Here is a 14,409-nt window from a genome sequence, read left to right as displayed (position 1 = left end):
CAAGAGGGAGACGTGACAAAACTCCACAACAAGGCAGACACACAATGACGGTGGCGCAGACGGGGCGGTGGTGCGTTGATGGCGCAGCGAAGGGATTTTCCGCTGGCAAAAGAAATCAATCGAAAAAGAAACTAGCGATGCACTAAGGCACTGCGTCTTTTTTCATAAGTTGAAAGGCCGTTATTCCATAGCAGGCGAATCATCAATGCAAAAACCAATCTGCCGACCAGAACCGCAAGCCTGACTTAATTGGGATGCAGCTGATCATAGGGGGGTGAGGCTAAGCTTTCCCGACAAAACCTTGTCAAAATCAGCCAATATGCATGCAAAATATTGACAAGTTGTCTCGGAGTACAGTAGCGACGATGACGTTCATGAAACACTGCTGGCAAACAATTATCAGGACATCAATATCGATGTCTGTATTGCATAACGGAGAATGCCGAGCATCTCACTTTTTGTTGATACAGGCCGATGGTCAATTGAAAAAGTGGTCAGAACAGTCACTGCAAAGAACGAGCCGCTGCGTGGTATATATTTTCTCTGCCTGCACTAGTCCTCGCATCGCATCACTGCATGCTGCGATGCGAGGACTAGTGCACTGTTATGCTGTTGGAAAAAATACTAGATTCGCACTCTGACTTCACACGCTCGTGCAATATCATTTGAGCAGCAATATCCACGGCAGATCATGCTGCGATCAACCACAGTCGGTTCGCAACTATTGGCTGCCGAGAAGTTTCCTGTCTATGTACAGGCGTCCCTGTCGCAGCGCATGCAAGGCCGCATCCTCGGAAGAATCGAATATCGCATCAGTTACGCTGATGCTGATCCTGGGAATGCCGTGCTGCGCGATATGAAAACTACCCACCCACTTGCCGGTGTCGTGTTTTTCGCTGGTGCCGTGGACGGAATAACCGTGATGCTGCTCAACGTCTGTATGGCTCATGATGATTCCTTAGCGTATTTGAATCGTGCTAAAACTTTCAACTCACTATGCAAGATGCTTGCTTCAAAAAGACGGACTGTCGCAACACTATAAATTTTCATGTCACGCTCAATTACTCAAGCCAGTACTGCAGTACGGTCATCATCTTGCCTCACCACTTTTTCTTTGTTCCTGGCATTAGCTACGATAATTGCAAAAGAAGAAAGTTCGTCTGCCATGCTTATTAAAAAATCAAAAATCCCATAAATATGGGAGTTTCTTTTTATCAACAAGTGATAATGTTAGATCCTGTTTCCAAAAGAATGAGCCTATCAAATAGGCCAAACCAAGCAGCGTTCACAAATAGTTCGTTCAAGTATGTTTCTCATCTAAGTTTCAAGGGAGATTCGAATGTTCGCAAACATGAAGGTAGGCAGCAAATTAGCACTGGGCTTCGGTATCACTGTTTTGCTGACATTAGCGATCGCCCTTTTTTCGCTGATGCGGATTACCCAGATCGATGACGTGATTGTCGAACAAAATTCCATACGAACTGAACAGCTGGAGCGGCTTTATACAGCCCGCGAAGCGCTGGGACAAACAGGCCTCGCAGCGCGCAATGCCTACGTATTTACCAGCGACACCGATGCAAAAAAAGAACTGGATATCCTCGATCAGCAAAAAGCCATTTATCTGGATGCGCTGAACAAGATGGAGCCTTTATTCAAAGGCAACGCAGAGTTCGACAAAGTCAGCAAGGGATTGCGCGCGATGGCCGAAGAGTTGAATCGACCGCGCAAATATCGTGAATCTGGAAAGATGGAAGAATTCGGCAAGTTTCTTGTCACAGAATGCAGCCCATTGCGCAGGCAGATCGTCGATGACATGGCCGTCGTCGTCAAATCGGTACAAAGCACCGTCGATGCAAAAAGCGCCGAAGCCAATAAAACTTCCACTCAATCAGTTACGATTATTCTCACCATTACAGGCATCGCTCTTTTGCTGAGTATTACGCTTGGCTTCTTTATCACGCGCGCAATCACGCGGCCCTTGAACCAGGCAGTGACAGTTGCACAAACCGTCGCAGCGGGCGACCTGACCAGCCGCATCGAGATCACCAGCAAGGATGAAACCGGTCAGCTGCTGCAAGCGCTCAAAGACATGAATGAAAGTCTGGTCGGCATCGTCACCGAAGTACGTGGTGGCACTGCAACCATCGCCACCGCATCCAACGAAATCGCCAGCGGCAATCTGGATCTATCCAGCCGCACCGAACAGCAGGCAAGTTCACTGGAAGAAACCGCATCCTCGATGGAAGAACTCACCTCCACCGTCAAGCAAAATGCCGAGAATGCACGGCAAGCCAACAGCCTGTCATTATCCGCATCCGAAGTTGCCGTCAAAGGCGGAGCAGTTGTCGGACAAGTAGTGGAGACCATGAATGGCATTAACGAATCCGCCAGAAAAATTGCCGACATCATCAGCGTAATTGACGGTATCGCATTTCAAACGAACATCCTGGCATTGAATGCAGCGGTCGAAGCGGCACGTGCCGGCGAACAGGGTCGCGGCTTTGCCGTCGTCGCAACGGAAGTGCGCAATCTGGCGCAACGCTCCGCCGCCGCAGCAAAAGAAATCAAGTTGCTCATTGATGATTCAGTCGGCAGAGTCGATGTAGGCAGCAAGTTGGTAGCACAAGCCGGAGCAACGATGACCGAGGTCGTCAGCAGCGTCAAACGTGTGACCGATATCGTGACTGAAATCACTGCTGCCAGCCAGGAACAAAGCAGCGGTATCGAGCAAGTCAATGAAGCGATAGTGCAAATGGATGAGGTCACACAACAAAATGCAGCGCTGGTGGAGCAGGCAGCGGCAGCAGCAGCTTCGCTCAAGGAACAAGCCGCCAAGCTGGAGCGCACTGTCGACGTGTTCAAGATCGATGGTCCGGCAGCATCCGGACAAAAAGCTATCGCTGCCACCCAGGTCGCTGTTGCGCCAGCGCGCTCTGCCGCAAAACCAGCAAGTCGCAGCATTCCGGAACCGCGCCCTCGCCTTGCCGCTGCACAGGTTGGCGATGAATGGGAACAGTTTTAACGCACGAAAACCAAAACAGGCAACTCATGACATTACACATGAGCTGCCTGTAATTTTTTCCACATCCCATAATTAAAAAAGAAGCGCAAAGCGGATTCGCCTTGCGCTTCTTTTTTGACCTTCAATTAATCTAATGAGAGTCGCGCTTCTCTTCGCGCAACTCATTCACTGCAAATTCAGATTCGGTATCCAGATTTTTATCTGGCATCTCTGCGTTATCGCGCGAACCAGATTGCTTGCCCGAATGATTCTTTTTATCTCCGGATTTATTTGTCTTATCAAACGATGTTTTGCCTTGCTTAGCCATGAAATTCTCCTTCGTTGATGAATAGTCATGTGTTTGATACTAAGTGCCAGCGATCGGTACACCAATCAGACAAACGGGTATTTGAATGTAAGACTGCAGGTAGCCTCGCCAGCGCATTCCTACGCGGCTAATTTTTGCAGAAAAGAAAATCTCTTTTAGTTCAAGGACATACGGTACTAGCGCAACGGTTATCCACTGGACTATCCACATATTCCGGGGATAACTTATGCCGCAAATCAACTTGCAACTATCGTCCGAAAGAGAATGATCCGCCTCGTTCAACATGCGCGAGCCGTTAAAATATCGCATGAAAAAAATACTGCCTTTGCTTTCCCTTCTTATCTCGATTTCTGCCTACGCGAAACAACCTAACCTGCTTGACGAACTATCCCAGGTTCTCCAATCAAGAACTACAACGGCTCCAGCCACAGGACTCATCGAAAGCGCATTCTCGCCAAATGCCGGTGCAGAAAAGCTTGTGCTCAAGATTATCAATGCGTCGAATAAAAGCATCCGTCTCGCTGCATATTCATTCACCTCGCCTGCCGTGACAAAGGCGCTGCTGATGGCAAAGAGGCGTGGGGTCGATGTGCGCGTACTGGTCGACGAAAATGGCAACAAAGGAAAGGCGAGCATTGCGGCCCTTAATTTACTTGTAAACGGAAGCATCCCGACGCGGACAATTTCCAGCTACGCGATTCACCATGACAAGTACATCGTGCCCGACGAACAGCACGTACAGAACGGCAGCTTCAATTACAGTCAGGCCGCAGCCAAGTACAACAGCGAGAACGTTTTGGTGGTGTGGAATAACCCCGTTTTGGCAGCATCATTCCAAAATCACTGGCAAACGCGCTGGGTGCAAGGGAGAAATTTCAGGTCGGCGTATTGACGATACTCAAGGCAGTTTTTGAGTGCAGAAAAAGTGGCTAACGTGGAATAAAGCAGAGGTCGTCCATTTGGACGCCTGATGCTTTGTGCCGTTAGCTAATTTATGACCAACAAATAAAGCATAAGCTGTCCTCCTTACCTAGAGGCCTCAAACGCCCGTCAATAACGATAAAAAGCATTAAGTGGCCGAACGCCACGAAATAAAACATATCGTGTCCAAAAGAAAAATCACTCTGTTGCGCGCCCAAAGTTTTTCTTAGTTTCTCTACGTTTTTCGGTCAATTCGCTCATTACACTTTTGAACAGTGATTGCCATTTTCGTGCGCGGCAATTCACTTTTTTGAATAGCGAATTTTAAAGGAGAAGCAAAATGACTATCTGGCCTACACGCTCCGTCGAAGAACAGGGCACACTTTCGCTTTGGTCCTGGCAGGTCCTCGAACTACCCGATGGTGACCGTCACCTTATCGGTTATTGCATGGAAAATCGAGAAGGCAGAGTTAGTTCGGCCGTTGTCGAGCTCGATTTAGAAAACTTACGAGCGACGACAAATTCCGGCCGCGTTTATTTACTCATCGGCGCCTCAGGAAATAACTTAGATGCAAATTATGTGTGGGGTCGTTGGACGCAACAACTATCAATACAAATGTGGAATGACGTCAGCGATTCAGTCTGGCAAGAACATTTAGCTCGAAACGATGGGAAACCTAAAAACAATCGATAGATTTACTAATTAGTAAATCCACTACTAATTACTACTATTCGGAATTTCATAGCCAGTCTGGAGAAACGATGGAATATGAATTCACCTTGAAGTATCTGCTGCGGGAAAATGATTGCAATCTTGACCAACTGGTCGAGCGCTTCGGCGCGTGCGGATGCAACGATGCTTTAATTGGAATTGGCCAGGAGGGACGTATTGGCCTGAAGTTCACACGTGAAGCTACATCTGCAAGGGATGCTATAAAAAGCGCTATCGTTAGCATTCGTAATGTTGTTCCCACGGCCAAGTTGATAGAAGCCGGTCCGGATTATGTGGAGCTTGCCGATACGGCGGAAGTGCTTGGGATGACTCGACAAAAGCTGCGCAAGCTGATGCTGTCGAGCGTGTCATTTCCACCTCCAGTCCACGAAGGAAGTTCCTGCTTATGGCACCTATCGGATTTATTGAAGTGGCTTCAAGAAAAAGGCTATTTGGTCTCGGACAGTGTGAGAGACGTATCAATTACAACTCGACATATCAACGTAACCAAAGAAATGCTTCAGCTTTCAGCCGAGACTCAACTAGAGATGGCTGAACTTCTACCCTAGTCGTCAGCGAGAAGAAATTATTTGCTGACTTTTAGATGGCGCACATTCGTTCCATGGCATTGGACAAAAATGAACGACCAACTGCTCTCCCTAGAACTCCCGCCTGCAGCAATGAAGCAGTACATCAATGCACGGCAGGTATTTACCGCATTCGAACAAGCCTTAATCCCTGGCAGCAGGCTCGCTGTTAATCTTATCGGACTTCGAGAATCGCTAATCCTGCAAGCGAAACTCAATGTCGTATATGAGGTGGGTAACGTCGACTTGAAGACAATGGACTTGCTATGCCACACAGACTTGGGAGACGCGGTGGTGGTGGGCGCAGGCGCGCTGTATGCGTACGCTGCAGCAGCTGGCATTCGTCTTGAGCGCGATACGCTGCAGAGCACTGTAAAACTGATACATAACTATCCTGACCAACCTTATGAAGCCATCGTGATTGGGATAGATGGACGAATGGCACGTATGCGCGCGATGCAGCCCTCTGAATATGCTAAGACAGATAATCTTATGGCCGACTTGGTTCAGCTGATGATAGACGACTACAGACTTTACCCGCCCGACGATGAAGACGGATGAAAAAACAGTGGGGTTCTTTTCTTCTTTAGCTACACGGGAATGTTGCTTCAAGCGAAGTGTAAACGGCTGTTATCGACCCAAAGCGGACATTGTTGATAAGCAAAAAAGCTCGCATCTGTAAAGACGCGAGCGGAGCTTTATTGCGCGATGCTGAGCGTGAATCATAATTACTGATTTCCGCATTCACTTCTAAATTTCAGCGAGGTATTGAGTAGTTTGTTGGCACGAATTCATATGCCTTTCCTTTGGCACGGATATGACCTAATCCCGGAAATTGCAAGTGGGCCGCACCAATTAGATAGCCTTGCTTAGTCGCTTCAGCGAAAACCGCTTTACGTCTTGCCTCCGCAGCTTTGGCGTCACTGTCAAAAGCGATAGTGACCGCTGGGTTATCGAACTGAACAGCTGCAACATGCACCAAGTCGCCTAACAGAACTAACTTCTGCCCTTTGCTCTCAACGACATAAGTTGTATGACCTGGGGTGTGTCCGTAGTTAGAAACAGCTCTGATTCCAGTTTGCAGTTGGGTATTACCGTCAAATGTCTTTAGCTTACCGGCATCCGCATATTGGCCTATCGTACTTATCGCGCCCTTGAAGAAATCCTTTTGCTTTGCAGGTGCTTTTTCCATGTTGGCTTTACTCAGCCAGTAATCAGCATCACGCCTATCTGCTCGCACGATTGCATTTGGAAACACCGATGTACTCGTTCCTAAACCACCGATGTGGTCTGGATGCATATGCGTGATATAAATTTCATCTACTTGGTCCAGTTGGTAACCTGCAGCTTTAAGGTTAGCAGCGAGATTCCCCAAAGTAGGACCAAACAGCGCGCCCGCACCGGTATCAATTAGTATAAGTTTCTCGCCTGTATTGATTAAGAAGCTGTTGAATGATGTTTCTGTTGGAGAGTTTAAGAAGGACTTATGTAGCGCCTTTTTCGTCTTTTCTGGCGACTCATGTAGTAATTCATGTACTGGCAAAACCGCAGTGCCGTCGCTTAGAGCTGTGACTTCATAATCACCGAGCATCATGCGGTAGTAGCCTGGTGCTTGAGTCTTGACTAATGGTGCGGCTGCGAATGCGGTTGCTTGAATCAGCAGGCTAAAAACCACTGTGATAGTTCCAATGATTGGCGTACGAAAGCGAAGTATGTTCATGAATCCTGCCTAACTATGAATAAAGTAAAAAATCAAAGGGGGCCCACACGTGTCAATTATATCGATGAATATGTAGGCTTGTGATAGTCCGCATTTGGCCGATAGCGGACATCGATTCGAAAATCCAATGCCTGATATGCGAACCGGATACCAGCGGAGATGGAATCCGTTTTCTAAAAAATGAAGCATTACAAATGCTTGTCCATCCACAGGCTTATTTTCAGATTATCGAAAAGGCGATGCTTAGTCATACCAGCTCGATTCTTGGTCAACAAATTTTCCTATCAACGACAAAGTAGGTAACAACGTCAAATCTGCATAAGAGCATCCAACGGCTTCAACCACTCGCTGATTTTTTTTGTTTGCAGCGTCAGGCGCATGACCTCCGCCTGACAGCAAACGCTTGAGCATCGGCGCATACCCCGGTTCCCAAGCGACCATGTTTGGGAAAGAATTGCGTAATGCTTTGAGGATGGCCATACCCGAGTAGTCTAAGTCGCCCCAGAACGCACATGGAAGCAGAATCGTTGAAGTCAACCATTGCTTAAATGCTTCACGCGAAACATCGTCAATACGTCCATGTGCAGCGAAGTATAGTGAGGCTCCACCCTCGCCCCGTAGGCGCAATGCACTACCTTTAAATCCAGAGCAAAAAATGAGTGCATAACCGGCGTACTTAGCACCCAGCTCCCGGGTCGCTCGTTCAAAAGTCACTTGATTCTCAATGAATAAGATTCGCTCGAACCCTTCTGCCGGCAAATGTATCTGTAACTGAACCGGCACTTCCGCAAAAGGGCATTCGTCCAGCCCTAAGGTCGCCGCTACGAGCGCCTGGCGTCCATCCAGAATTTTCGATTGTCCCCAGAACAATCTCGCTGACACTTCGCGCAACATCAGCGGTTGGCCGACGAGTGCCTGCAGACTATTAAGTTGACGTGCAATTTCTTCAGGTAAGCGGCCTGGGATGTCGATGCGGTACTTGGAAACGTTTAGCTTCGCAATGTCAGGTGCAGAGAGCTCAGAAAATACTGCTTCCCTCCATCGTTCCATTGGTGACTTGCTGCGCTCGAGACGCCCAGTCGCATTTCTGATTGCGACCAAGTCAAGGACCTTCACCTTAGGTTTGCGTTCGTACTGTGCCATGCCAGGCTGCGCCTTGTCTAGGCGCAGGTCAATCCACTGCATCTTGGCAAGCGACAGGACATAGTCCCAGAGCTCTTGGCGGTCGCCGTCAAACTCCGCCTTATATAACGCGGGGAAGGTACGGGCGTCGAGCGTCGTTGCACGAGCTTGTGTGCTCTGCGCTAATTCAGCGCGCTCGGTCCGGTCGAGCAGCATATTAAGCAGTTGCTGTACACCCGAGTGTGACAGCCAAGCTGGCGCTATCATTGCGCCTCTGATTCCTCAAAAGCAATTTGTGCTTGAGTGCGCTTCATTTTGCGATGCGCTTCCCACAGCTCTTGCAGTCGGTCCGGACGCAGCTCTCGCTCATCGGCTTCTGTTATGTAGTGCACTTCGCCTCCACCCGTCGACTCAACACGAGAGAAATTCCATTCTCGAGTAAATTCTGGTTTCAATGGCCCTGCTCCCCGCGACGGCATCGCGCAGATAAATTGCATACCGAGACCATCACGCAAGAACTTCAGGACATCCAGCGAGCGGCGCTCATCCATCTTGGAGAAGGACTCGTCATTGACGATGAACTTGAGGTTCATCCCTTTTTCAAAATGTTTCAGCCGATTTGTTACCACTGCGGCGCGGATGATGTAAGCCGGTGTCTCAAGTTGCCCGCCTGAACCGGTGCCCCACTCGGAAAGCGCAATCTTTGAACCAATGTCAGAGTGTTTCCAGATTTCGTAACGACGATAGTTGCGGTAGTCGGCAATGCGCAAAACTTCTTTTTTGGATGATTCGATATCCGTCTGAAGCAAAATGTCGCGTAATCTATCACGCACTTTTATGTGCGATTCCGACAGGGTGTCGTCGGCGAACAAACTGCCACCTTCGTTGGCACTCATCTGGGCAGCCGCCACAAAGAAGTCGTAATACTCTTTGTATTCAGGAATCCACTCAGACCAGTCGATGGCGAATTTGTCTGTACCGAACTTTAGTTGGGCTAGCTCGTTATTCAACGCCTTGAGCGATTTGATGCCGTTGTCCACCGACTCCCGTACGGACATACAGAATTGACCGGTGAACACGTTAGTAAAGGTTTGCTCAGAATCCGTAACTTCTTTAAGGTTTTTGACAATGCCAATCCCTTTCTGGGCCGCAAGCTGCTCCTGTACTTTTGAGCGCAGGGTCAGATTTTGCGCATAATCTTCCAACTCGGCCGCCACGCGCGGCACCCTGAGTGTTGCTTCTAGGCGTTCGTCGGCTGCGGCACCCGTGTTGTATTCGACCAGTAATCCATACACGTCTGCTATTGCAAGAGCGGATTCCGCGCTTAGTTCGTTGATGCGAATATTAAGCGTTGCATAGTCCCACTCATGATTCTCTATCCACGTGCCAATCTGCTCCTCCATGACGCGCATGGATAGTGCTTGGTTGGCCAGGCAGAAGTTACTCAGGCGTGAGCGCTCCGCATCCACTTCAGCTATTTTCTTTTCCCGATATTGTTTCAGCTGAGTAATTTGCGTTGCATGTTGTTTCAATACTTGGCGCAACTCACCTACATGGGTAGCACTGCCAGAGATTTTCAGCTGTAGTTCAGTAAACTCTTCGGTCAACTTTTTGTCTGCATCAGCGTATCCATCGAGCTCCGTCAGGTCCAAACGACTTAATTCAACTTCACAAGTTTCCAAGGCAATGGCAGCGCGCTCTAGTGTTTCAGCCTGTTCAAAGGAGGGCAACGTAACGCTCGTTGCAATAGCCAACAGCTCCTCCAAGGTTTTCAGTAACTCATCCTTTTTACGTATAAATTCAATGACAACTTGGTATTCTTCTTTGGCGCGCTCAAGCGCTACGCGTTTTGCTTCTTTACCAAAAACAAGTTTGACGCCGGCAAGGTCATTGATGACAAATATTTTGCGTTCAGAGCTTGCGCTGCCTTGCAAGGTAAGTCCGCGTGCTGTCCTCTTTAATTGCTGCTCTTCAGCGACTTTCAGTACTGGGCCGAATTGTTCGTGCAAGTACGCGTGCGCTACAGGATGTTCAGACTTCAGCTCGTGAACGATGGAGTCAGGATGCAGGGATATGGCTGCCGTTCGCTCTAGACACATGGCGCCCTGAATGATTTTCAGTGGCAAGCGATGCGTTCGGCAGTATTCGAGAGCACTTAGCTCAAAATCAGGAGTAACGACTACGTGGAAGCGGGCATCTTCCATGAAGCCTTCAATGACACGTTGCCATTCTCCGGCTTGAGGTTCGACCAAATCACAGAGCAGTTGTGCTTGCGCTTCTGGGAGGCCATCCTGCAACGCTGTTAACGAAACGTAGACGCGAGGTGGGGCATCCGAGAGACCCCCGGCCAATTGTTTCTTCCTGTTAGTCAGCTTGGCTTCTTCAATTGCAGCGTTTTGTTTGGCATTGTTGACCAAGGCATGTTGGCTATGCAGTACGCCGACAAACCCGCCCCCATCAGCAAAGGCCGCATGTAGTTTGCCAAATTGCGCATCCGCCCCCTGCAGTAGCCTTGCCGAACTTCTCAAAGCCCCATAGTCCATCGAGTCAGCTTGCTGCAATTGACGAAGAAGCTCTGAATTTACGCCACCCGACAAACCCGCGCATCCACCGTAGGCTGCAGAAATGCGGCTGGCGACATCGTCCAGCGCGCGGACCTCATGTGGAAATTCAGTCGCCATCACCTGTCTGGAGACCGCAATGAGTTTTTCAGCAGCAACTACACCCGTGATAAGTGAGTTTAAAGCGGTGCGGGAATCGATTTTGGCCTGGTCAGCTCGTTGCACAATATTTGTTTTTTGAACTAGCGCAGGCACGCCTTGCATCCGGGCACGCAGGTCAACTTGCGCTTGGGCGGTATTAGCTTGCGCGGTAACCAAAAGCTCTCCCTTATGCACTTCAGTTTCCAGCGCTTCTTGCGCAGTCTCAACGGCCAATTCTGCGTCTCGCTCTGCGCTTTCGTCGATTTGGAGTGAATTTCGCGCTTTGTACAAACTGAGCATGCGAATTTCTTCCGCCGCTCGGGTCGAGCCATCAAGCTTTTCTGCAATAACTCCCAACTTGGCAATGTTATTTTTTAATCGCTCGCCCACCTTCCGCAGGTCATGAATGTTGCGCATCATCCTGCTGATTTCTGTAATTTGGCTCGCTTGCGCTTCGGCGTCATGCTCCAAAATTTGTGTTTTTACCAGCTCGTCAACACTACCAATCGGTCGAACTGCAATCGATTGACTCCACGCCTTTGCTGCAGCCGACGCCTCAGGAAACGAAACCGCCCGCATGCCGCGGAACCGACCATACAACTGGCACAGATATTCGCGCTTGTTATCACGATGATTGATAACTTCTTTGTATTTGATATCGAGCTTGCGGAAGATGTCTTCTACTGGGACGACTTCCATCCCGCGCTCACTTTGAATCGCAAAATCCTCAAACGAACATTCGGAGCCGTCGACCAGTACGAGGGACAGTCGCTCTTGAACCGGTTGACGCTTACTGCCTGTACCTTCAATTTTTGCTGCGGCACCAATAATTGCCGTAAACGGCTCAGCCTTATCTCCCTCATCAGGAGCAAAGACAGCCACAACGTAACCATGCGCGCCGTCTGGCCTAGCAAACAAATTATCTTCCAGACCCGTCACGTACGACCAAATGGTGCGCTTCGATTTACCGTTGCGCGAACCTTGGGACGACTCTTCTTGCCCAGGGTTGTAGCTGAAGATGCCTTGGTATACTGCGGTCATCACCGTTTGAACGGCGTCAAGAATGGTCGACTTGCCTGAGCCCGTTGGGCCTGTCAGCAATGTCATGTTGCCAAAGGGGTACTCACCACTACGTAAATGACCCCAGTTCACAAGGATAAGTTTTTTCAATTTCATGGTTGTTGCTCCGCCTCGTCCTCATCCGTATCGGAATCCGCGTCTTCTTCTGTTTCTAAAACACCCTCAGCTGCCATGGCTTGAACCAGTACATCCTCTCCCATCAAGCCCATAATGGTCGGCAAAATAGCAATGAGCTCATCTTCGTCTGTCATGGTGAAGTTGGATGAAGTCCGAATAATGCGATGACGCCGTAACTCCATAATCACTGCGCGGCGCTCTGTCATGCTTTCAGGGAATGGTCGCTTAAGCTGTGTTTGCAACGTGGTAGCTAACGCTTCCAACTGAATGTGGACCTCTCCCTTATCAGACAATGTACTGCCATCGGCAAGGCCTTGTTGGTAGAGAAAGCGCAAAGCGAGCGCTGCGGCTACAAAGTCGGCACTGGTCTTGGCGCGTAAAGATGGCACCGGGTCAAGCTCGTCGTTTTGAACGCCGGGGATATGCGTGCCTGGTGCATACAGGCGGAATGCTTCTATTTTTTCATCGTGGATAAGTCGAAATCCGGAAAAGCCCAGATAATCTTCAAGGAGTTCGGCGATGCGGCGTGCATCGTCATACAGTCGCTCTTCAACGCCACCTTCCGCACGCACGATGGTACCCACCGCAAAAAGTCGGGTGGTAACTTCACGAAAGCGGTCCTGAGTAATATTACGTTCCGTGAGTTTTGCTTCCAATGATGTCATCATTTTGTAAATTCAATCAGGTAGTCGTTGCCTTGGTAGAAGGGCGTAATCAGCTTGGTATCAAGCTTTGTCGCCTTCACGTTTGTGGTTTGCGCGTTACGCACAGACTCCACCGCTTGCATGGAATGTAAGACTTCAATCGCGGTATTCATGGGAAGACTGGATAGGCGGAAAGAACCATTCAACAGTCGAAGGTTGGCCACAATAGCGTCTTTGACCTCCGACTCTGATAAGGAAAAGGCACCGGCCTGCGCACGCTCCAAGGCGGCGTTCAATCGACCTTCGTAAGTTGAAACTGGCACAGCGGTCACCGTCAGGGCCTTACGACGCTGGCTTGTCTCCCGGAGCTTGAAGCTGGCCGGGTCCAAAAGTTTGACGTTGGTTACGGCAATGTGTTGCCCAAGTCGTTCGAGGAAGGCCGTCTGCTTTTCTTCAGTTAAGGTGGCCACGTGAGAGATGGTGGCCGAATAGGCGTGGCGCGTTGCACTGCCTTTCAACACCATGGCCTGGTGGACAATGCTTGCCGCGCGCCCCATGTATGAGTTCATTACTCGGATAAGCTCAGGCTGCTTTGTCGCGCATGCGGAATCGATTGAGTCCTCGATACGGTCCAGCATCCAGTCAAATGCGGTGCCCGCCCCCTTCTCTGCCACAGCGAATTCGGCGACGTCATGCAATTTTTGTTCGATAACGTCAAACTTGGCCTGCTCCATATGGCGCAAAGAATGAAGTGTTTCCCGGATGGCCGTGCGGTGCAGCATCACACTGTCTGCCGAAAACTGAATCTTGAGCCGCTTATCGAAGTGGTCCAGGAACGCCAGAAAGTCTTCCCATGGATTGGTTGAGGCCTCCAGCATCAGCCGGCGAACCATATCTTGGAAATAAGTCACGCTGTCGGATAGGTCGCTGATAACTTTCGCAGCATAGTCGTAGGCGTCAATGAGGTCGTAAGCGTCCACATTAATAAGTGTTGCTGAAAGCGCATTGCGGCAGCTGCGCATGTTGCGCTGTCTGGCTCGGGACTGGGGTTTATCAACTGCCCAGAGCGCTTCGGCAAACAATTTTCCTGCACGCGTGAATCGAAAAGCAATGACGAGACCAGCTCGGTCAGCAAATGTTTCGAGCCAGCCATCGTCGTTAAGCATCCGGATAAGCGAGCTGGCCATGGCTTGGTCGTCGTCCGTATCTGCCAGCGACAGGTCCTCTGCAACGAATGGTTCATCCGGCAGCTCGGCCGACAAGGCAGCTTGAATAATAGGGGTAATTAAGTTGCGAACAGCTTCGCGCGTGAGATTTTGTGTGTAGTCAGCATTGCTTCCGTGCAGCCGGTCGTAGATGCACTCAAGACAGTCGACGACCATGGCCCTGCGTTTACCAGCAAGTGGACGGAAGAAATTGGGGCGTTTTTCGAAAAAAATTTAATTCTCCGGTTCCGGCACTATAAATCCTATGAC

General features: G+C 49.6%; 12 protein-coding genes. 5 read left to right on the top strand and 7 right to left on the bottom strand.

Features of this window, described 5'->3' with window-relative positions; all coding sequences use genetic code 11:
- Positions 1-721: 721 nt before the first annotated feature.
- Positions 722-949 carry a hypothetical protein gene (locus tag Hfont_RS06620; protein WP_112991478.1) on the bottom strand — a complete coding sequence of 76 codons (228 nt, stop codon included), beginning with the start codon at positions 947-949 and terminating at the stop codon, positions 722-724.
- A gap of 390 nt (positions 950-1,339) precedes the next feature.
- Here Hfont_RS06620 and Hfont_RS06615 point away from each other — a divergent pair, with 390 nt between their 5' ends.
- On the top strand, positions 1,340-3,022 hold the full coding sequence (locus tag Hfont_RS06615; protein WP_112991477.1) for a methyl-accepting chemotaxis protein: 1,683 nt from the start codon (positions 1,340-1,342) through the stop codon (positions 3,020-3,022).
- Positions 3,023-3,152: 130 nt separating this feature from the next.
- Here Hfont_RS06615 and Hfont_RS15060 read toward each other — a convergent pair whose 3' ends face one another.
- Positions 3,153-3,329 carry a hypothetical protein gene (locus Hfont_RS15060; RefSeq protein ID WP_162845867.1) on the bottom strand — a complete coding sequence of 59 codons (177 nt, stop codon included), beginning with the start codon at positions 3,327-3,329 and terminating at the stop codon, positions 3,153-3,155.
- Positions 3,330-3,636: 307 nt separating this feature from the next.
- On the opposite strand from Hfont_RS15060, the gene Hfont_RS06605 reads away from it, so the two are divergent.
- The 4 genes from Hfont_RS06605 to Hfont_RS06590 all read left to right on the top strand — a co-directional run bounded on the left by Hfont_RS06605 (position 3,637) and on the right by Hfont_RS06590 (position 6,110).
- Positions 3,637-4,221: a phospholipase D family nuclease gene (locus Hfont_RS06605; protein ID WP_112991754.1), complete on the top strand. Its 585-nt coding sequence runs from the start codon at positions 3,637-3,639 to the stop codon at positions 4,219-4,221.
- A gap of 369 nt (positions 4,222-4,590) precedes the next feature.
- A complete protein-coding gene (locus Hfont_RS06600; RefSeq protein ID WP_112991475.1) occupies positions 4,591-4,944 on the top strand; it encodes a hypothetical protein in 354 nt (117 codons plus the stop codon).
- Between the two features lie 68 nt (positions 4,945-5,012).
- Positions 5,013-5,531 (top strand): helix-turn-helix transcriptional regulator, encoded by a 519-nt coding sequence (locus tag Hfont_RS06595; RefSeq protein ID WP_112991474.1) that lies wholly within the window; start codon positions 5,013-5,015, stop codon positions 5,529-5,531.
- Between the two features lie 69 nt (positions 5,532-5,600).
- Positions 5,601-6,110 (top strand): hypothetical protein, encoded by a 510-nt coding sequence (locus Hfont_RS06590; protein ID WP_112991473.1) that lies wholly within the window; start codon positions 5,601-5,603, stop codon positions 6,108-6,110.
- Positions 6,111-6,306: 196 nt separating this feature from the next.
- Here Hfont_RS06590 and Hfont_RS06585 read toward each other — a convergent pair whose 3' ends face one another.
- From Hfont_RS06585 to Hfont_RS15055, 5 genes are all read right to left on the bottom strand, one after another.
- The gene (locus Hfont_RS06585; protein ID WP_112991472.1) at positions 6,307-7,269 is read right to left on the bottom strand and encodes an MBL fold metallo-hydrolase; all 963 of its coding nucleotides are present in this window, start codon (positions 7,267-7,269) and stop codon (positions 6,307-6,309) included.
- 243 nt (positions 7,270-7,512) lie between these two features.
- Positions 7,513-8,658, bottom strand: a complete 1,146-nt coding sequence (locus Hfont_RS06580) for a Wadjet anti-phage system protein JetD domain-containing protein (RefSeq protein WP_241523020.1) — start codon at positions 8,656-8,658, stop codon at positions 7,513-7,515.
- On the bottom strand, positions 8,655-12,269 hold the full coding sequence (locus Hfont_RS06575; RefSeq protein ID WP_112991471.1) for an ATP-binding protein: 3,615 nt from the start codon (positions 12,267-12,269) through the stop codon (positions 8,655-8,657). Before Hfont_RS06575 ends, Hfont_RS06580 begins: the two co-directional genes overlap by 4 nt.
- Positions 12,266-12,958 (bottom strand): DUF4194 domain-containing protein, encoded by a 693-nt coding sequence (locus Hfont_RS06570; RefSeq protein WP_112991470.1) that lies wholly within the window; start codon positions 12,956-12,958, stop codon positions 12,266-12,268. Before Hfont_RS06570 ends, Hfont_RS06575 begins: the two co-directional genes overlap by 4 nt.
- Positions 12,955-14,316 (bottom strand): Wadjet anti-phage system protein JetA family protein, encoded by a 1,362-nt coding sequence (locus Hfont_RS15055; RefSeq protein WP_181666422.1) that lies wholly within the window; start codon positions 14,314-14,316, stop codon positions 12,955-12,957. The genes Hfont_RS06570 and Hfont_RS15055 overlap by 4 nt, the downstream gene beginning before the upstream one ends.
- Between the last annotated feature and the right edge of the window lie 93 nt (positions 14,317-14,409).

It is taken from the genome of Herminiimonas fonticola, from assembly GCF_003293745.1.
GTDB classification, from domain to species: Bacteria; Pseudomonadota; Gammaproteobacteria; order Burkholderiales; family Burkholderiaceae_D; genus Oxalicibacterium; species Oxalicibacterium fonticola.
Note: the sequence above shows the minus strand (reverse complement) of the source record. Positions and strands in the feature narration are given on the sequence as shown.

Bases quoted from the DNA above. Each gene is read 5' to 3' on its own strand.
- Hfont_RS06620 (WP_112991478.1), bottom strand. From the start codon at position 949: ATGAGCCATACAGACGTTGAGCAGCATCACGGTTATTCCGTCCACGGC.
- Hfont_RS06615 (WP_112991477.1), top strand. From the start codon at position 1,340: ATGTTCGCAAACATGAAGGTAGGCAGCAAATTAGCACTGGGCTTCGGT.
- Hfont_RS15060 (WP_162845867.1), bottom strand. From the start codon at position 3,329: ATGGCTAAGCAAGGCAAAACATCGTTTGATAAGACAAATAAATCCGGA.
- Hfont_RS06605 (WP_112991754.1), top strand. From the start codon at position 3,637: ATGAAAAAAATACTGCCTTTGCTTTCCCTTCTTATCTCGATTTCTGCC.
- Hfont_RS06600 (WP_112991475.1), top strand. From the start codon at position 4,591: ATGACTATCTGGCCTACACGCTCCGTCGAAGAACAGGGCACACTTTCG.
- Hfont_RS06595 (WP_112991474.1), top strand. From the start codon at position 5,013: ATGGAATATGAATTCACCTTGAAGTATCTGCTGCGGGAAAATGATTGC.
- Hfont_RS06590 (WP_112991473.1), top strand. From the start codon at position 5,601: ATGAACGACCAACTGCTCTCCCTAGAACTCCCGCCTGCAGCAATGAAG.
- Hfont_RS06585 (WP_112991472.1), bottom strand. From the start codon at position 7,269: ATGAACATACTTCGCTTTCGTACGCCAATCATTGGAACTATCACAGTG.
- Hfont_RS06580 (WP_241523020.1), bottom strand. From the start codon at position 8,658: ATGATAGCGCCAGCTTGGCTGTCACACTCGGGTGTACAGCAACTGCTT.
- Hfont_RS06575 (WP_112991471.1), bottom strand. From the start codon at position 12,269: ATGAAATTGAAAAAACTTATCCTTGTGAACTGGGGTCATTTACGTAGT.
- Hfont_RS06570 (WP_112991470.1), bottom strand. From the start codon at position 12,958: ATGATGACATCATTGGAAGCAAAACTCACGGAACGTAATATTACTCAG.
- Hfont_RS15055 (WP_181666422.1), bottom strand. From the start codon at position 14,316: ATGGTCGTCGACTGTCTTGAGTGCATCTACGACCGGCTGCACGGAAGC.